At 59.5% G+C, this 18,538-nt stretch carries 17 protein-coding genes and 1 pseudogene; 12 read left to right on the top strand and 6 right to left on the bottom strand.

The window, feature by feature from the left end:
• Positions 1-38: 38 nt before the first annotated feature.
• The 5 genes from clpA to rpmE form a co-directional block, all read right to left on the bottom strand.
• Complete coding sequence (clpA, locus tag Q0J81_RS03430) at positions 39-2,306, bottom strand: ATP-dependent Clp protease ATP-binding subunit ClpA (protein WP_294446037.1); 2,268 nt, start codon at positions 2,304-2,306, stop codon at positions 39-41.
• Between the two features lie 307 nt (positions 2,307-2,613).
• Positions 2,614-2,934 (bottom strand): ATP-dependent Clp protease adapter ClpS, encoded by a 321-nt coding sequence (gene clpS / locus Q0J81_RS03425; RefSeq protein ID WP_294446036.1) that lies wholly within the window; start codon positions 2,932-2,934, stop codon positions 2,614-2,616.
• A 4-nt stretch (positions 2,935-2,938) separates the two neighbouring features.
• Entirely contained in the window at positions 2,939-4,018 is a 1,080-nt protein-coding gene (prfA, locus tag Q0J81_RS03420) for a peptide chain release factor 1 (RefSeq protein WP_294446035.1), read from the bottom strand.
• 2 nt (positions 4,019-4,020) lie between these two features.
• Positions 4,021-5,031 carry a DUF1385 domain-containing protein gene (locus Q0J81_RS03415; protein ID WP_294446034.1) on the bottom strand — a complete coding sequence of 337 codons (1,011 nt, stop codon included), beginning with the start codon at positions 5,029-5,031 and terminating at the stop codon, positions 4,021-4,023.
• 321 nt (positions 5,032-5,352) lie between these two features.
• Positions 5,353-5,562 carry a 50S ribosomal protein L31 gene (rpmE, locus tag Q0J81_RS03410; protein ID WP_077073051.1) on the bottom strand — a complete coding sequence of 70 codons (210 nt, stop codon included), beginning with the start codon at positions 5,560-5,562 and terminating at the stop codon, positions 5,353-5,355.
• Positions 5,563-5,780: 218 nt separating this feature from the next.
• Between rpmE and Q0J81_RS03405 the strand changes: the two genes are divergently transcribed.
• The 12 genes and pseudogenes from Q0J81_RS03405 (at position 5,781) to Q0J81_RS03350 (ending at position 16,773) form a co-directional block, all read left to right on the top strand.
• Entirely contained in the window at positions 5,781-6,488 is a 708-nt protein-coding gene (locus Q0J81_RS03405) for a bifunctional precorrin-2 dehydrogenase/sirohydrochlorin ferrochelatase (RefSeq protein WP_294446055.1), read from the top strand.
• The gene (gene ccsA, locus Q0J81_RS03400) at positions 6,475-7,287 is read left to right on the top strand and encodes a cytochrome c biogenesis protein CcsA (protein WP_294446033.1); all 813 of its coding nucleotides are present in this window, start codon (positions 6,475-6,477) and stop codon (positions 7,285-7,287) included. Before Q0J81_RS03405 ends, ccsA begins: the two co-directional genes overlap by 14 nt.
• A 61-nt stretch (positions 7,288-7,348) precedes the next feature.
• On the top strand, positions 7,349-8,623 hold the full coding sequence (hemA, locus tag Q0J81_RS03395) for a glutamyl-tRNA reductase (protein WP_294446032.1): 1,275 nt from the start codon (positions 7,349-7,351) through the stop codon (positions 8,621-8,623).
• Between the two features lie 228 nt (positions 8,624-8,851).
• Positions 8,852-9,688 (top strand): annotated as a pseudogene (locus tag Q0J81_RS03390) (GDSL-type esterase/lipase family protein); the annotation flags it as partial.
• 75 nt (positions 9,689-9,763) lie between these two features.
• On the top strand, positions 9,764-10,153 hold the full coding sequence (locus Q0J81_RS03385) for a cupin domain-containing protein (protein WP_294446054.1): 390 nt from the start codon (positions 9,764-9,766) through the stop codon (positions 10,151-10,153).
• Positions 10,154-10,677: 524 nt separating this feature from the next.
• Complete coding sequence (locus Q0J81_RS03380) at positions 10,678-11,307, top strand: TetR/AcrR family transcriptional regulator (protein WP_294446031.1); 630 nt, start codon at positions 10,678-10,680, stop codon at positions 11,305-11,307.
• A 107-nt stretch (positions 11,308-11,414) separates the two neighbouring features.
• A complete protein-coding gene (locus Q0J81_RS03375) occupies positions 11,415-12,305 on the top strand; it encodes a radical SAM protein (RefSeq protein WP_294446030.1) in 891 nt (296 codons plus the stop codon).
• Positions 12,306-12,403: 98 nt separating this feature from the next.
• A complete protein-coding gene (locus Q0J81_RS03370; protein WP_294446029.1) occupies positions 12,404-12,958 on the top strand; it encodes a flavodoxin family protein in 555 nt (184 codons plus the stop codon).
• Positions 12,959-12,970: 12 nt separating this feature from the next.
• Positions 12,971-13,696, top strand: coding sequence for a flavodoxin family protein (locus Q0J81_RS03365; protein WP_294446028.1), 726 nt, complete (start codon positions 12,971-12,973; stop codon positions 13,694-13,696).
• A 46-nt stretch (positions 13,697-13,742) separates the two neighbouring features.
• Complete coding sequence (locus Q0J81_RS03360) at positions 13,743-14,243, top strand: flavin reductase family protein (RefSeq protein ID WP_294446027.1); 501 nt, start codon at positions 13,743-13,745, stop codon at positions 14,241-14,243.
• A 552-nt stretch (positions 14,244-14,795) separates the two neighbouring features.
• Positions 14,796-15,365: a flavodoxin family protein gene (locus tag Q0J81_RS03355; RefSeq protein ID WP_294446026.1), complete on the top strand. Its 570-nt coding sequence runs from the start codon at positions 14,796-14,798 to the stop codon at positions 15,363-15,365.
• Between the two features lie 586 nt (positions 15,366-15,951).
• A complete protein-coding gene (locus Q0J81_RS03350; RefSeq protein ID WP_294446025.1) occupies positions 15,952-16,773 on the top strand; it encodes an amidohydrolase family protein in 822 nt (273 codons plus the stop codon).
• A 93-nt stretch (positions 16,774-16,866) separates the two neighbouring features.
• Here the strand turns inward: Q0J81_RS03350 and Q0J81_RS03345 are convergent, their stop codons facing one another.
• The gene (locus Q0J81_RS03345) at positions 16,867-18,441 is read right to left on the bottom strand and encodes a TCP-1/cpn60 chaperonin family protein (RefSeq protein ID WP_294446024.1); all 1,575 of its coding nucleotides are present in this window, start codon (positions 18,439-18,441) and stop codon (positions 16,867-16,869) included.
• Positions 18,442-18,538 lie beyond the last annotated feature (97 nt).

Below are 18,538 nucleotides of genomic sequence, written 5' to 3'. Positions count from 1 at the left end.
CGGACATCCTTCGGGCAACCACGGAAGAGGCGCGGGCATCACGCTCTCTGTCCACTCACTGAGAGGGTCAGGTGCGGGGCATCGGGAGAAGCGGCGTCCACAACGACTCTGCCGCCCTTCTCAAGGCTGCCGAAGAGCAGAAGTCCGGCAAGCTGATCCTCCACCTCGGAGCGTACCACCCTCTGCAAAGGTCTTGCGCCCATGCGCGGATCAAAGCCATGCATGGACAGCCAGTTTCTCGCCGCATCGGTCAGGGTCAGCGACACGCGTCTTGCGGCAAGTCCAGGTTCGAGGGCCGCCATGGTCTTGTCCACGATGCGCCCCATGAGCTCGCGACTCAGGCTGTTGAAGGGAATCATGGCATCGAGCCTGTTGCGGAATTCAGGGCTGAAGGTCTGTTCCACCGCTCCGGCGCTGCGATCCGAGGCACTGCTCGTGGAACAGAAGCCCACAGGAGCCTGCTGCATTTCCCGCGCGCCCGCGTTGGTGGTCATGATGATCACCACGTTGCGGAAGTCCGCCTTGCGGCCGGTATTGTCGGTGAGCGTGGCGTAGTCCATTACCTGCAGAAGCACGTTGTAAATGTCGGGATGGGCCTTTTCCACCTCGTCGAGAAGCAGCACGGCATGAGGCGTCCGGCGTATGGCCTCGGTAAGAAGTCCCCCCTGCTCGAAGCCCACGTAACCGGGAGGCGAACCGATAAGGCGCGCCACCGCGTGCTTTTCCATGTATTCGCTCATGTCGAAGCGCACGAAGGCGACATCCAGAAGCTCGGCCAGCGTTTTGGCAAGCTCCGTCTTGCCCACGCCCGTGGGCCCGTGGAACAGAAAGGAGGCCGTGGGCCGGTTTTCCCGGCTGAGTCCCGCACGGGACCGCAGTATGGCGCGCACGACGGCGTCGATGGCATGGTCCTGCCCGAACACGCGGGCCTTGAGATCGTCGCCCAGACTGTGCAGACGTTCCTTTTCCCCCCGGCTCACGCTGCGGGCGGGAATGCCCGCCATGCGGGCCACCACGCGCTCGATGTCCTGCACGGACGCCACGGAACCACGACGAAATCCGGGCTTGAGGCTGGCGGCCGCTCCTGCCTCGTCCATGACGTCTATGGCCTTGTCGGGCAGCAGCCTGTCCTGAACGTGTCGGGCCGAAAGCTCCACGGCTGCCTGCACGGCTCCTTTGGAGTAACGCACGCCGTGAAACTTCTCATAACGCTCCTGAAGTCCGCGCAGAATGGCAAGGCAGTCCTCTTCCGAGGGCTCGCGCACGTCGATGCACTGAAAGCGACGGCTCAGGGCACGGTCTTTTTCAAAATGATTGCGGTATTCCTCGTGAGTGGTGGAACCTATGCAGCGCAGCTCACCTGCGGCCAGCACAGGCTTGAGCAGATTCGAGGCGTCCATGGAGCCGCCGCTCGTGGCGCCCGCACCCACGATGGTGTGAATTTCGTCGATGAAGAGAATGGCCCCGGGCTTCTGCCTGAGCTCGTTCACCACGTCCTTGATGCGCGCCTCAAAATCGCCGCGGTACTTGGACCCGGCCAGAAGGGAACCGAGGTCGAGCGCATACACGGCAATGGAGCGGAAGGCGCGGGGCACATTGCCCTGCGCGATGCGGTAGGCCAGCCCTTCAGCTATGGCCGTCTTGCCGGTCCCCGGTTCACCCACGAGCAGAGGATTGTTCTTGCGCCGTCTCGAAAGAACTTCAAAAAGCCGGGCAAGCTCGTTTTCCCGGCCCACAAGCGGATCGATTCTGCCCTGTCTGGCTTTTTCCACCAGATCTACGGCGTAACGCTCCAGCGCGGAAGCCTGAGGAGCCTCTTCCTTTTCCTCCGGCGGAGCGCTGCGGCGCTGAGAAGCCTGACGCAGAATTTCGGGCAGCTCGTGGGAAATGAACTCCAGAACGCGCAGGCGGTCTATGCCCTGCTTGCGCAGATAGAACGCGGCCCAGCAGTCCGGCTCCTCGAACATGGCCGCCAGAACGTCGCCCACGTCGGTATCCCTGCGCCCCGAGGACTGCACATGAGACACGGCGCGTTCAAGCACGCGCTCCAGCGTCTCGGTCTGCAATACCTCGCTCTCGGGAGCTGGCTGTTCCGGAGCGACGGCGGGCAGATATCGGGAAAGATATTCTTCAAGCTGATGACGAAGCGTGGGAATGTCCGCGCCGCATCCCTTGAGTATGACACGACCAAGCTGCTCGCGGGTCATGGCCAGCAGCAGATGTTCCACGGTAAGACATTCGTGGCGGCGGGAACGCATTTCCATGACGGCGAGCGCCAGCGCCTGCATCAGAGAACGTGCCATCATCGGCGGATACCTCTTCTTTCTGGAAACATTCCTTGATTGTACCTGCCTGAAACAGAGATTGCAAGCGGCTGAAGCATGACTTTTCCGTACGATGTGCGAGGCTCGAAGAAAAAGGAAATCTCCAGCGATGACGCATTGCAGGCGCCGCAGAAAAACGCTCCCGCCGTTGCAAAAGCGCAGCGTTTGCCGCCCCAGCCTCCTGCGGATGCGGCAGCGCGGCCCCACCATGAAGGACAGCTCAGCGCCCGTGCCGACGCGGCCCGTATGCAGAAACGGCGGCCGCGCCACCGCGCGACCGCCGCCTCATCTATTCCTTTTCCATGGTACAGCGCAACGGGAAGCCGGCCTGCTGGGCCCGCCCCGCCACCTGTGCCACGCGGAATTCGGCTATTTCCTTCGGATACACCCCGCACACGCCCATGCCCTTCTGGTGCACGGACATCATGATGGCCACAGACTCTTCCTGAGTCTTGTGGAACACCTCTTCCAGAATTTTTACGACGAAGTCCATGGTGGTGTAGTCGTCGTTGTGAAGAAGGACACGGTACATGTCCGGTTCCTTCAGCTCGTCTTCCAGAATGACGCCGGACTCGGTACCGGCTGCGCCTTCGGTGTAATCCTGACTCATGTCGTTATTCTCCCTTGACGTCCACTTCCGCTTTCAGGGCATCGGCCTGGGCCTGGGAAGCCAGCGCCTCTATCATATCCTCAATTTCACCTTCCATGAAGCGGTCAAGCGAATACATGGTAAGGTTGATGCGATGGTCGGTCACGCGCCCCTGCGGGAAGTTGTAGGTGCGTATGCGCTCGGAACGGTCGCCGGAGCCCACCTGGGAGCGACGTTCCGCAGCTTCGGAAGCGTGCTGCTTCTCCTGTTCAGCCTGAAGAATGCGCGAAGCAAGCACCTTCATGGCGCGGGCCTTGTTCTTGTGCTGGGAGCGTTCATCCTCGCAGGTGACCACAATGCCGGTGGGAATGTGCGTGATGCGCACGGCAGACTCGGTCTTGTTGACGTGCTGACCGCCCGCGCCGGACGCGCGGTACACGTCGATGCGCAGATCTTCGGGACGAAGATTCACGTCCACTTCCTCAGCCTCGGGCATGACGGCCACGGTGGCGGCGGAAGTGTGAATACGGCCCTGCGATTCCGTGGCGGGCACGCGCTGCACGCGGTGCGTGCCGGACTCGTAGCGCAGGCGGCTGTATACGCGCTTGCCGGAAACAAGGGCGATGACTTCCTTGTAACCGCCCGCGTCCGTGGGCATTTCGGAAATGATTTCCACCTTCCAGTGCTGGATTTCGGCATAGCGGCAATACATATGGAAAAGGTCGGCCGCAAAAAGAGCCGCTTCTTCGCCGCCGGTGCCGGCGCGCACTTCGAGCACGGTATTCTTCTCGTCCAGCGGATCAGGCGGAAGCAGCATGAGACGCAGCTTGTGCTCGCGCTCGGGCAGTTCCTTCTCGATGCGACGAATCTCTTCCTGCGCCATTTCGCGGATGTCGTGATCCTCGTCGCTCAAAAGCTCCCTGTTTTCCTCAAGCTGTTTCTGGAGGTCGCGGTATTCACGGTAGGCAAGCACCACGGGTTCCACGTCGGCGCGGGCCTTGGCTATCTTGCGGTACTGTTCAGGGTCGGACAGAACCGCGGGATCCGCCATGCTCTGTTCCAGCTCCTCGTAGCGTTTTTCCAGATTTTCCAGTTTAGCAAACATAGTCACTCCATCACGATAGGGTCGGGGGATTCAAAGCGGCCGGCATAGGGACTGTCGGGACCGAGGGCCGCACGAAGCGCCGCAACGGCGACTTCAAGCTGCCCGTCGTCGGGCTCCCTCGTGGTAAGAAGCTGAAGAAAAAGCCCCGGCGCACGCAGCAGCGTGCCCCAGAAGCCCTTTTTCAGCGTGGCCGCATAGCGAATGATTTCGTAGGCCAGCGCGCTGACCGGCGCAATCAGCAGTATCTTGAAACATACGATGCCCGCGTGGCGCACGATGGCCGAGGAAGGATCCCACACCATGAGCAGCAGCGGGACCAGAACGGCATGAAGCACAATGGCCACGGAAAGCACGAAAAGAAGAAAGGTGGTGCCGCAGCGCGGATGAAGCCGGCTGCACGCGCGGGCCGTTTCCACCGTGACCATGCCGCCCTTCTCAAAGGCGTGAATGGTCTTGTGTTCCGCGCCGTGGTACTGAAACACGCGGCGTATGTCGGGCATGAAGGAAATGGCGGCAATATAGCCGATGAACATGACGAACTTGAAAAGACCGTCCCACAAATGGAAGGACAGCCCCTTCATGCCGCCGGAAAGCCCGAGCTGCTCCATGCCGAGAGCCAGAAGATGCGGAGCGGCCACGAAAAGAACAACCGCGGCGGCAAGGGCCATGAGCAGCGTGAGCGCCACCTGCCAGCGGGACATGGGCGAGGAATCGTCGTCTCCCATGGAAAGGTCGGCCGAACGATTGAGCGCTCTCACGCCGTTGGAGAGCGTTTCCACCAGAACGGGAAAGCCGCGCAGAAAGCGCACGGAACGAATCCCCTGCGGGCCTATGGTACGCCAAAGACGGCTTTCCACGGAAATGGAGCCGGAAGGACGGCGCACGGCCAGCGCATATGACGCACCGTTGCGCATGAGCACCCCTTCCATGACGGCCTGCCCGCCCACGAGCGGCAACGCGCAGCCTTCGGAAGCGAGCGTCATGAGACGCAGAAGAGAACGAACAGCTTTCATGCCATATCCTGAAAATTTCCAGCCGGAAGAACGTCCGCGCAGCTCCCGCGCCCTTGTCGGGCACGGCGTCCTCCACAATTCTCCCGGAGAAGACGAAGGAGCGAACTCAGCTCGGGGCAAGGCCCTTCACCTCGAAAGTGCCCGTACGCACGGAGAAACGCAAACGCCGCCCCTCAGCAAATCCGCAGTAACAGCACGGTCCTTCTTCCGCCCGCTCTCCGCGCGGGAACGGTCCGCAAAAACTCCAAACTCAAAAACCTCCCCAGGAAAGCCTGGGGAGGTTCCGCTCGTTCCCGGCTCGACATGACGCCGGAACCAGCGTTACTTCGCGAATTTGGCGTACTTCTTGCGGAAGCGGTCAATACGGCCGGCGGTATCGACGAAGCGCTGCTTGCCGGTGAAGAAAGGATGGCAGGCGGAGCAGATTTCCACGTGCACGGTTTCGCCCTTGGTGGAGAGAACTTCCACGACATTGCCGCAGGCGCAGACAAGCTTGGCCTTGTAAACTTTGGGATGGATGCCTTCTTTCATGGTACACTCCTCAGATGATTTGCGGACCCACGGGTACGCCCATACCCACCTTGGTAGGCGGACAGTCGCCTAGTCGCCCGATTTACCGCAGCGTTGAAGATTCAAGTCGGAGAACCCTACTTCTTTTTTTATCGTTCGTCCAGTGTTTTCCCCATGCTTTTCGCGCAAAGGCCGTTGCGTCTCTGGACGAGATGCCCGGTAAGGGCTATACCTTGCCCATGCGTTATTATCCTCTCTTCCTCAGTCTTGCCGACATCCGCTGCCTTGTGGTGGGCGCCGGCCCCGTGGGTCGACGCAAGATTGCCGACCTTCTGTCGTGCCGCCCTGCGTCCCTTCTCGTTGTGGATCCGGATCCCGACGAAGCGGCACTCGAAAAGGCACTGACCGGACTTGACTCAAAGCCGCTCACGCTCAAAAGACGCGCCTTTTGTCCCGAAGACCTGGAAAATGTCGCACTGGCGTTTGCCGCCACGCCGTCCGCGACCGTGAATTCCGCCGTGGCAAGGCTGTGCCGTGCCTCCGGCGTGTTCTGCAACGTGGCGGGCCCTCTGGACAAGGACGCCTCCGGCAGCTTTCTCGTCCCCGCCCACGTGGAAAGCGGCCCCATCACGCTGGCGCTTTCCACGGGAGGATGCAGTCCCGCGCTGGCCAGAGCCCTGAAGGAAGATCTGAAAACATGGCTGCAGGAAGGCTATGCCGACCTTGCGCTGCTTCTCAAGGCGCTGCGGCCCCGTCTTCTGGCCCTCGGTCTCGGCAGCGACGCCGACGCGGCCATATTCCGCGCCCTGTGCGCACGCCCTCTGCGCGACAGACTCATGGACGCCCTTGCCCGCAGAGACAAGAACGCCCTTCACGCGCTGCTCGTTCCCGTTCTTCCGCAAGAACTTTCTCTTTCCGCCGAGGAGATTATCCATGACCTGGACTGAAATTCCTTCCTACCTGTGCCTCGCTCTCTACGCGCTCGCCACCGTCGCCTCTCTGGCAGGCGTGCTCGGGCGCTCCGCAAGAGTGAAAAAACTGGCCTGCCTGCTGTGTGCGGCAGGATTTGCCGTACACACGCTGTGGCTCATCATCAGCATTGCGGACGGATCATTCAGCGCCGTGTCGCGAGGTTTCTATCTTCTGCCTCTCTCCTGGTGCCTCGCGCTGGCCGGACTTCTCGTGTCCCGGCGCCAGAACATGGACATCGCCCTGCACTTCGTGGCTCCCTGGGGATTCTTTCTCGGCGCCTGCGCGCTCGGCTTTTCCGGCACTCCGGGCTCCCTGCCGCTGGCCGGTCCTCTGTTCATTCTGCACCTTGCCGCCATCTTCGTGGGCGTCGGCGTCATGGCCGTGGCTGCCGGAGCGGGAGCGCTCTTTCTGTGGCAGGAAAGCGCCATCAAGCATAAGACGCCGCTTGAAGGCTTCCGCAAGGATCTGCCCGCCCTCGGGGCGCTCGACAAAGTCAACGCCATGGCTACACTCGTAGGCTTCCCCTGCTACAGTCTCGGCATTCTGTGCGGCTTTCTCTGGGCGCGCATAAGCTGGGGCAGCTTTATGAGCGGCGACTTCAAGGAATGGATATCCCTTCTCATTCTGGCCGTGTATGCTCTGCTTTTCCATCAGCGGCAGGCGCTCGGCTGGCGCGGACGCAAGCCCGCCATTCTGGCTCTTGTCATCTTTGCCGCCTCGCTGTTCTCCATGTTCGTGGTGAACACCGTTCTTTCCACCCAGCACGGCTTCTAGCCGTCCGCTCCCGTCCACGACGGACGAACGCGCCGACACCTTCTTTTCTTTCAGGAACATCATGAACAGCACCATTCATCTCATAGGCATCAATCACCGCACCGCCGCGGTGGAAATTCGCGAAAAGTTCGCGCTCACCAACTTCTGCTCTCCCGAGACCTGGGCCATTCCCACCACAGACGGCATCAGCGAGTCGCTCATACTCTCCACCTGCAACCGCGTGGAAGTGCTCGTGGTCGGCGAAGGCGACGCTCCCAGACAGCGTGCTCTGGAATGCTGGGCCAAGGCCCGCGGCAGAACCGTGGAGGAACTTGAACCCTACCTCTATCAGTACAAGAACGACGAGGCCATACGCCACCTCTTCAACGTAGCCTCAAGTCTCGATTCCCTGGTGCTCGGAGAACCGCAGATTCTCGGTCAGCTCAAGGCCGCCTACCGCAAGGCTACGCAGAGCCACTGTGCGGGAACCATCATCAACCGGCTGCTGCACAAGGCCTTTTCCGTGGCAAAAAGAGTGCGCTCGGAAACGGGCGTGGCCTCCAGCGCCGTGTCCATAAGCTATGCCGCCGTAGAGCTTGCCAAGCAGATATTCGATGACATGAGTCGGCACAACGCACTCATCATAGGCGCGGGCGAAATGGCGGAACTTGCCGCCATGCATCTCAGGCAGGCCGGCGTGAATCGCATGCGCGTGGCCAACCGCACCTATGCCCGAGCCGAAGAGCTGGCTCACCGGCTCGGCGGCGAGGCCGTGCCCTTCGACCAGCTCTTCACCCACCTTGTCGACACCGACATCGTCATCAGCTCCACCGGTGCTCCGGATGCCATCCTTCACGCCTCCGACATGCGCGACGTTCTCAAAAAACGCAAGAACCGTCCCATGTTCCTCATCGACATCGCCATGCCCCGGGACATCGAGCCTTCGGTCAACACGCTGGACAACATCTATCTTTATGACATCGACGACCTCAAGGAAGTGGTGGAAGAACACATTGCCGAGCGTCGCAAGGAGGCCGTGCGTGCCCGCGCCATTGTGGATGAAGAAACTGCGGCCTTCCATCAGTGGATCGACTCGCTCACCCTTCAGCCCACCATCGTGGCGCTCGTGGAACGCGGCCAGCGCATCATGGAAGAAGAGCTCGCAAAAACCCTGCACCGCCTCGGCCCCGTGGACGACGCCACGCGCGAAGCGCTCGAAATCATGGCCGACTCGCTGGTGCGCCGCTTCAATCATGAACCCATATCCTTCATGAAGGACCGTTTCCACGAAGCCGCCAATCCCGAATACACCATGCAGGCCGTGGACACCGTGCGCAGAGTTTTCAACCTCAAGTGACCGTGCGCCGCTCCGGCGACTTCGACCTGCTCCTCTCTTTTGACAAAGCCCGGCGCATTTCCGTCGGGCTTTGTTCTGTGCTGAAGGTGCTTTCCTGGGTAAAGACACGCCGCATCCGCCTTTTCCCGCTCCTCCTGCGGTGACGTTTCCCGCAAGTGTCCGGGGTTCAGTTCCCCCTTCGCATCATACGATCTTCCCCTGCATGCCGAAAGCTCGCCTTTCCGTCCCATGAACGCATCACACCTGCGGCAAGAAGATCAGGCAAGTTTTCGGCAGAAAAGGCACTTCAAAAATGCGAGCGGACGCTCTACTCCTGATGATAGGAAAAACATTGTCCAGAAAACAGGAGCTGCCATGAAAAGAACATCCTTCGTCACCGCCGTGTGCTGCCTTCTCGTGTTCGGCCTTGCCGCCCTTGCCGGAGCGACCGAGGGCAAAAAACGCATCATGGTCTTCGGGGACTCCAACACCTTCGGCTATGTGGAAGACGCACAGGGCGTGGTGAGCCGCCTGCCCACAGACACGGCCTGGCCCGGCAGAATGGCGATCCTGCTCGGAAACGACTACGACGTGATCGTGGAAGGCCTTTCCGGACGCACCACGCGCATCGACAGTCCGGAAAAATCCGGTACCGGCATCATTCCCGGCGCAGGCATGAACGGCGCCGACTACCTGCCCGCCGCCCTTTCCTCCCATATGCCTCTCGACATGGTCATCATCATGCTGGGCACCAACGACCTGAGAAAAGACCGCAGCCAGAGTGCCGAGGACATCGCAAAGAGCGTGACGGAACTGGTATCCATAGTCCGTAAGGGCGAATGGCAGCAGCGCACGAAGTTCGCCGCGCCCGAGGTGCTGGTCGTCTGTCCGCCCAGACTGAATCTCGTCAAGAGTCCCTACGCATCCTTCTTTGAAGGCTCCCTCGCCAAGAGCGAGGCCCTGCCCGGCCTGCTCCGTCCCATGGTGGAAAAAGCGGGAGCCCTCTTCTTCGATGCAGCCTCTGTGGTTCCCTTTGCACAGGGCGCAGACGAGATTCATCTTACTCCGGCCAATCACGCCGTCCTGGCCGAAGCCGTGACCCGCGATGTCAAAAAAGCCTTCAACGACACCAGAACCGATGCCGAAACCGAAACTTCGGGCATCTTTGCCCGCGGCGGCGCCAACACGGCCTATGCCAGATACTTTGTGGGCAACAGCTACCTGAACATGCTCTCCACCGAAGGCGTGACCATCGGCAACGTCACCTTCGAGCCCGGATGCCGCAACAACTGGCACACCCATCACGCTGAAAAAGGCGGCGGACAGATTCTGCTCTGCACCGCTGGACGCGGATGGTATCAGGAATGGGGCAAGGAGCCCCGCGAGCTGCGCCCCGGCGACGTGGTCAACATTCCCGCCGGAGTCAAGCACTGGCACGGTGCGGCCAGGGACAGCTGGTTTGTGCATATCGCCGTGGAAGTGCCGGGAGAAAACGCCCGCAACGAATGGCAGGAACCTGTGAGCGACGCCGAGTACGACAAGCTTCCCTGAACCGTATCCGCCATGCTCCCGAAAACAGTGCCGGGCATGGTCCGAACTCCCCCTGATATCGGCCCCGGAGACGAAAGACTCATGCCCGTCTCTTCAACCGAAGGCCGGTCCGGGCTCTTTTCTGAAAAGAAGCTCCGGCTCATATGCCGCAACCATTCTTCCCCCGTGCTGCCCCCTTGTCATGCCGGAGGCGGAGCGCAAAGCTCAGCCTCCGGCATGCTGCGTTTTTTTCCGTCCTCACGGCAGCCCCCCCAAAAAAGCCCGTGGGCTTGTTTTTCCCGCAGGAACGCCCTTCTGCCGGAAGGCACGGCGGCAAGATCACACTCTTCCCCTCTCCGGCACCTGGCTCGAACGAGTGCTCTTTATATTTTTAGTATATGCTAAAAAATATAAAACTTTCTTTTTGACGATTTTTCCCGTATACTTTCTTTGAAATCTGCACAAAAAAATACGTTTAGCTCTAAAGCAAGCATTATAAAAACTTTTTTCTCTCAACCTCTCTCTTTTTTCATGGAAACTTCTATATGTCAGCAAACGCCTCCCTTTCCGAACGCCGTTGCAAGGGCCGTCCCCGCGCCTTCGACCGCACGCTGGCTCTGCGCCGTGCCCTGGAAGTCTTCTGGCGACGCGGCTATGCCCCGGCGTCGGTTTCAGAACTGTGCAAGGTCATGGAAATCAATCCCCCGAGCCTGTATGCCACGTTCGGCAACAAAGCTTCGCTCTTTCTCGAAGCCATGAACTTTTATGAGGAAACCTACTGGAAAGAGCCTGCCCGACGCTTTATGGCCGACCCGGACATTTACCGCGCCGTAAAAAACTTCTTTAATGAATCCGCACAGATATTACTCTCCCCTGAAACACCTTGCGGGTGCATGGTCGTTCTTGCCGCCGTCAACATTTCCGAAGAGGAAACGGAAATCATCGAAGCCGTCAAAGCGCTGCGCATGGAAACAAAGCAGATGTTTTCCGACAGGCTCAGACGAGCCATCAATGACGGGCAGATTCCCCCTGACACGGACGTACCCGCCCTCTCCGGCGCGCTGAACACCATGCTCGAAGGGCTCTCCATTCAGGCCAGGGACGGCCTCTTTCAGTCGGAACTGAAAGCCATTGCCGCCCATGCCGCCCGCATGCTGCCTTCCCCCCGGCCTTGACTTTGGATTCTTCCCGGCATCACTGCCGAAAAACTGCTTGACATTTTTATAGTGATTACTAAATATTTTTTCAGACAAAACAAGGCATCTTCATCAGGAGTATGACCATGACATTTACGGAACCGGCCATGCGACCGCCGCAGGAAGCTTCCTCGCTTCTTCTTCGCGCCACGCAGGGCTGTACGTACAACAAGTGTCAGTTCTGCTACGTTTCGCGCGGATATCCCTTCATGGCTGTCACGCCTATGCAGCTTGACGCGGAAGTCGCATCCCTGCAGAAACGCTTTCCCGACAACACGGCCATATACATGACCGGTTCCAATCCCTTTGCCCTGCCCTCGGACAAGCTGCGTACGTACCTGCAGATCATTGCGCGCCGCATCCCCCGCTTCGAACGCGTGAGCATGCAGAGCCGCATTGCCGACATTGCCGGAAAAAGCATGGAAGAATTGAGGGAATTCTGCGGCATGGGCCTGCGTCATCTCTACATCGGCACGGAAAGCGGCAACGACGAGGCTCTCCGGCTCATGAACAAGGGGCAGACCGCCGCCCAGTGCGTAGAACAGCTTCTCCGGCTGGATGAGGCGGGCATCACCTACACCACCTTCTACATCATCGGCATGGGAGGTCAGGGAGCCGGGAAGGTGAGCGGCGAAGCCACGGCAAGGATGTTCAATCAGGTTCACCCGAAACGCATCACCACCACGGGCATGACGGTGTTCAGGCATACGCCTCTTTCCGACATGGTCGCACGCGGCGAGTTCATTGAAGCCTCGGAACGCGAAAAGATAGAAGAGCTCCGAACGTTCCTGCAGAACCTGACCATCGACGTCTTCTATGACGGCATCCATTACCTCAATCCTCTGAACTACCGCTTTTCCAACAGCGATGCTCAGGCAAAGCGCCTCGTGCTGGACGACATCGACGACGTTCTGCGTCAGAGCACGGACGACGAGCTCGAGCTCATGGTAAGCCGCAGGCTCAAGCATTCCTTGTAGAGCACTGCCGCCCAGACGCCTTTTCACGCATGTCCGCTGCCTCCTCCCTCAGAGTCCGGCAGTTCATCATCCGCATATTTTGCACAAGGAGAAAACTCATGAGCAAGAACATCCTCATTCTGAACGGAAGCCCCCGCATGAAGGGCAATACCTCCATGCTGTGCGACGCCTTTGCCGAAGGCGCAAGAAGCGCGGGGCACAAGGTCACCCGCTTCGACCTGCAGAAAATGAACATTCACGGCTGCCTCGGCTGCGTGAAGGGCGGCAAGGATCCTTCCAGCCCCTGCGTGCAGAAGGACGACATGCTTCAGATCTATCCTGCCTACAAGGAAGCCGACATCGTGGTGCTGGCCTCGCCCATGTACTACTGGGGATTCTCCGGACAGCTCAAAATTGCCTTCGACCGTCTTTTCGCCGTGGCCGAATGCAATCCCGGCTACGCCAACCCCAAAAAGGACTGCGCGCTCATCATGGCGGCCGAAGGCAACAGCGCCGACAACTGGAAGCCTGCGCTGGACTACTATAAGGCCCTTCTCGGCTTCCTTGAATGGAAGGACCTCGGACACGTGCTGGCCGGAGGCGTGTTCGATGCCGGAGCCGTGGCCGGCACGCCCGTGATAGACGAAGCCCTCCGCTTCGGCGCCTCTCTGTAGACGGTCCCTGCCATGAGCGAATCTCACAGTGATGCCGGACGCTCCGGCAGAGGCATTCTTTCGCGCCGGGGTCTGTTCTTCGGCGCGGGAGCGGCCCTCGTGGCCGCGGCAGGCGGTCTGCTGTACAGGCACCTTTCCTCCACGTCTTCTGTGAAGGTGGAATCCTTCATGACTCCCGCTTCCGGGAGAAAGAAACGCATTCTGGTGGTGACGGGAAGCGGACGGGCGCAGGGCAACAGCGACCTTCTGGCGGAAGCCTTCACCAAAGGTGCGCGCGAAGCCGGTCACACGGTGGACATCTTTCCCGCCGGACGCGACCCCATGCGCGCGTGCATGCACTGCGAAGGCTGCTGGAGCACGGGAAGGCCCTGCGTCATGGAAGACAGCTTTGAAAGGTTCCATCCCCTGCTCGAGAAGGCCGACATGCTGGTCTTCTGCAGTCCGCTCTACTGGTACAGCGTCAGCGGCCACATCAAATGCGTCATGGACAGGCTTTATCCCTACTCCCAAAAGAAAAAGCCTTACGACATTCCGGTAAAGGAAGCCATGCTTCTCATCTGCGGCGAAAGCCTGTTTCTCCGCTCCTTTGCCGGCGCCGCGGAATCCTATCGGCAAATGCTCGGCTTCAAGGGCTGGAAGGACAGAGGAAGGCTTTTCGTCACCGGCGTCCATGAATACGGGGCGATGAAAGGCCACAAGGCGCTTGCTTCCGCTGAAGAAATGGGACGATGCGCCTGAATTCAGCATTGTTGAAACAACTCGCGACCACGCGAAAGGAGCAGTCATGAAAGCTCTTTCTCTCATTGGAGCGGCGAAGTTCACCTCGCCCAACCCGGTTTCCCTCGTATGCTCAAAGACTCCTTCCGGAGACACCAACCTCGCCACGGTCTCCTGGTGGACCTATCTGAGCCTCAATCCCGAAATCATCGGCTTTGCCATGATGAAGACCTCCTACACGGGTGAACAGGTCCGGGAAACGAAGAAGGTCGTGCTTACCATTCCCGGCGAAGCTCTCGCAAGGCAGGTCATGCAGTGCGGCAGCTCCACCGGCAGAACCAGAAACAAGGCGAAGGAATTCAGCATCGCCCTCAAGGATCTCCCCGGCTGCGACATTCAGATCCCCGAACACAGCGCAGTGGCCATCGAATGCAGCCTGCGCGAATTCATCGACGTCGGCGATCACTACCTCTACATCTGCCACGTGAAGAACGTATACGCCGATGACGGGGAAACGCCCCTCTTCGCCTGGAACGGTTATTCCGAAATAGCTCCCGCCAAACGCTGACGTCTTCTTTCCGACCGTACGAACGCCCGCCGAGCGATCACTCTCCGGTCGGAGAGTGCAGGGACGGCCCTGCGCTTTCCGGCCTTTTCCATCCATCCGTTTTTTCTGCGCTGCTTCTCGCCCGCCACCACACCGCACCTTCCCGCATCATGCGCCCTGAGCGCCTGGCAGTGACGCTCCGATATTTGCCCCGCTTCCTCCACCCGCCCGCAGCATCCACTTGGGAGCTTCCGCGTCTCCGCTTCCCCGCGACAATTCCTGCTGCGCATTATGCGCGCCGCCTATGCCGACATATTCAATCCAAGCATTTGCCCTTGCCACGCCGTCCTTTTATATTGGCTCAAACTCGGGCAGGACTCTCCATCCGCCGCCTCTGAAAACGCGACCGGAAAGCCTGAACGAAAAACAGAGGTCGTCGCGCCGGATATCTCTCTTTTTTCTGTTCACGGCGAGCTCTTCTATTCGTAATGATTCCGACGGCATGCACGCCTGGTCGGATACGAAGAATACGCAGGTCATGATCCTCCGGCCTGCCCCGAAAAAGGAGACATCATGAAGGTACTGGGCATAAACGGAAGTTCCCGCAAGGATGGAAATACCGCACTGCTGATCCGGGAAGTTTTCGGAGAGCTGGAGCAGGCAGGAATCAGCACCGAGCTCGTGCAGCTTGCCGATCTTGCCGTAGATCCGTGCCGGGCCTGCTTTGCCTGCGCAAAAACAGGCTTCTGCGCCTTTCGCCGGGACGCCTTTGCCGGCATCTTCGACAAAATGGTCGAAGCGGACGGCATTCTTCTCGGATCCCCCGTCTATTCGGCGGACGTGTCCGCCAAAATGAAGGCGCTCCTGGAACGTGCGGCAGTTCTGGCCGACATGCGGCCCGGACTGTTCCGGCACAAGGCAGGCGCGGCCGTCGCTGCCGTCCGGCGCGGCGGAGGTCTCGCAGCCGTGGACGCCATGCATCACTTTTTCCTCAATCATGAAATGTTCGTAGTCGGCTCCACATACTGGAACATGGTCTATGGAACAATGCCCGGCGACGTGAAAAACGACGAAGAGGGCATGGCCAACATGAAGAACCTCGGCAGGAACATGGCCCATCTCATGCTGCGCCTCAGCGCATGACCGGATGCCTCCGGATTGCGCTGTTCTTTCAGGTGACGGATTTCTCCGGAAATCCGCCACCTTTTTTCATGCCCCGCAGATGTGCGGACACCCTCGGGACAATGCTCCCCTTCCCCTTTCGACGCCGCTGCGCCCCGCGCATGACTCCTTTCCACAGCGTGACGCCTCCGGGCAACGGCTTGCCGCGACCTGTGCTGCGCCCGCCCCTTGCCTCATCCGCAGCCTCGGCATCCGTGATTTTTCTCTTCCAGTCTGCCTCCGGGCATGATGCCCTTTTACCGGACACGCTTCCGCCTGCTCATTCCATGCAGACATACCCCTGTATCAGGCCTGAACGCAACGGAACATACAGCATCATGGTCACAGGTTTTTTCTGTTGAAACAGCAAATGTCATAAAAAATTTCTTATTGTTATTATCACATAATATATTACTTTTCATTTATGGATTCAGATGTATGCATGAACTTTTCATTAAAAAGGAGCTGTCATGATCATTGATACCCGCATACGTCCACCTTACAAGGATTTACGGCCGGAAAAGACTCTCTTATACATAACTTTGATCACGCCACCAAATGGTCCGGAATGTTCGGAGGTCACGCCGCCCCTTCGGTAAAGACGCATTCTCTGGATGACTGCCTTGCGGAAATGGATGCGGCGGGCATCGACTTTGCCATTGCTCCCGGCCGCAAGGGACAGGATCATATGTGGGTGGACAATCAGGATGTGGTCGATCTTACCGAAGACTATCCCGACCGCTTTGCAGGCATTGCCTCCATTTTTCCCGAAGACCCCATGGAATACAATCTGGAGCAGATAAAAAAATACAGCATCGACGGCCCGCTTCTCGGCGTTTCTCTGGAAACCGGTCTGGTGGCCGACGTTGAGGGAGCCACGCCCCGCTTTGTGGACGATCACAAGTTCTGGCCCATATACGAACTGTGCGAAAAGCACGGCGTCGTGGTGAGCTTTACCCACAACGCTCCCGCCTACCCCGACACCTCGGGCAGCGATCCGGTCAGACTCAAGCACATCTATGACGATTTTCCCCGTCTGAAAACGCTGCTCGTGCACGGATGCTGGCCTCATGTCAACGAAATCGCCGCCTATCTTTTCCTCAACAAGAACGTCATGGTTCAGCCCGACTTCTACATCATGAATACCGCAGGCTGGCGGGGCTATGTGGATTCGGCCAACTACATGAACCCGGGCAACTATGTCTTTGCCTCCTCCTATCCGCTGGGAGACATGAGCGTGCTGGTCGACTACTACCTGCACTGCGGCTTTCTTGAACACATCCTGCCGAGAATCATGTACCAGAACGCGGCGGACTTCTTCCACCTCGACGCCGCAAAGCTCAAAAGACTGCCGAACTCTCCCGTGGCCGATGACTTCGAGAGTGCCTGATTTCTCCTGAACGCACAAACCGGGGTCCGGCTTCCTTCTCTGCAGGAAGCCGGGCCCCGTCGTCATCCGTGTTCCAAGACCGAAAAGAAACGCTCACGACACGCGCCGTCTTTTTCTGCAAAGCACGACGGCTCCCAGCGTCAGTACCTTTTCCGCAATGCGTACGGCTCTGTCCAGCTCTTCTCTCACCGCGCGGGCAGGTTCGATGGTAACGGCAAAGCGCCTCGTCCGGCAGTCATACCCGTACCGGCTCCCCATGCTTTTCATCTCTTCCGCCAGACGAAGCGGACAGCGCTCTCCCGCATTCTGCAACGCACGGCAGAACGGAACGGCAAGCGCCTCTCGCATCATGGAACGCGCGGCCTGCTCCGCAACGCCTGCCGAAGGCAGGTTCTCCAGCGCAAAAAGCGCGTGAACATAGGCCGCGCCGCCTCCTGCGACAACGCCGTCCCTTCGCGCGGCAAAGACCGCCCGCACGGCATCGACCGCATGAACACGGCGTTCGGAAAAAGCGTTCTCGCTCATGGCTCCCACCTTTAATACGGCTCTTCGGCCCGTCAGTCTGCGCAGGCGTTCCCGGTACGTCTCACGAACAAAGTCCGTGGCTATGTCACGCATCTGATTCCGAATCTGCCCGGCCCTGCAGGCTGTCTTTTCCGGGTCTGCAGGATCGCAGATCATCAGTGTAGAACCTTTGCCCACAACGGCCCTTCGGCACCGTCCCAGCACCTCCGGACCCAGCAGACCGGAAAAGAAAAACAGCTCCTTCGTAAGGGGCGTTCCCCCCACAAGTGCTTCCATGTCGGCAAAAAAATCCATTCTGCCCGGCCCGTGCGCCGGAATCTCCACAGCAACAAGACGGCAGCGCCGTCCGGCGTTGGCCTCGTTGACAAGTCTCAGGGCGTCGTCCGTCAGATCATCCACAAGCATGAGCACGGGCTTTTTCATCGACTGCGCAAGATGCAGCACCGGTACCATGTCTTCCCTGGTACGAAAAGCCCTGTCGGCCAGCAGTACGCCGCAGTCGTCAAGCACGCAGCGGCGTCCGCCGGGAACATCGACCATGAAAGGAGAAAGATATCCCTTTTCAAAGCTGAATCCCTGCGGGAAGTCCACGCTGTCTTCCAAGCCGTGTGCGCGCTCGACGATAACCTCCCCGGCCGACTCCACGCGAGACAGAATCTTCACTATCATGTCTCCAAGCTCATCGCTGCCGGAAACGTCGACAGCCAGCCGCCTGAATTCCTCCTCGCCCTCAGCCTCCCGGGTCATGTCCTCAAGCGCGGCGTCCACCGCAAGAGCCGCACGTCTGAGCGCCGCCGCAAGGGCCGTCGGCTCCATGCCGGACTCAAGACAGGCTTCGCCCCGGCGCAGAAGCTCCGCCGTCAGCACCATGGTACGGGCAGCGCCCGATCCCATGGCTCCGCTTTTTTCTTCCAGCTCCTTCTTCAGCAGGCAGAGTCCGACATTGCCCACCGGGTCATCCGAAAAAAACTCCCCGACAATGTCCCTGGCGTCGGAACACAGACGGGCCCTCCCCGCCCCATCGGTCAAAAGCGCCGTTCTGCCCCCATCCATCAGGGTAACTCCGGCGGCTTTCGTCAATGTCTCCATCCCTTCCAGCACCTTGCGTCTGCCTGCAGCTCCGTACACAACCCGTTCCGCCATGCGCTCTCCCATGCATAGAAAAAGTCAGGACCACCCGTAAAACGGGTGGCTTGTTCAGCCCTGTAAGGGCTTGTTACTTACTCGCGCCTTAAGGGCG

This window comes from uncultured Mailhella sp., from assembly GCF_944324575.1.
Taxonomy (GTDB): domain Bacteria; phylum Desulfobacterota; class Desulfovibrionia; order Desulfovibrionales; family Desulfovibrionaceae; genus Mailhella.
This window is presented reverse-complemented; position numbering and strand designations above follow the sequence as displayed.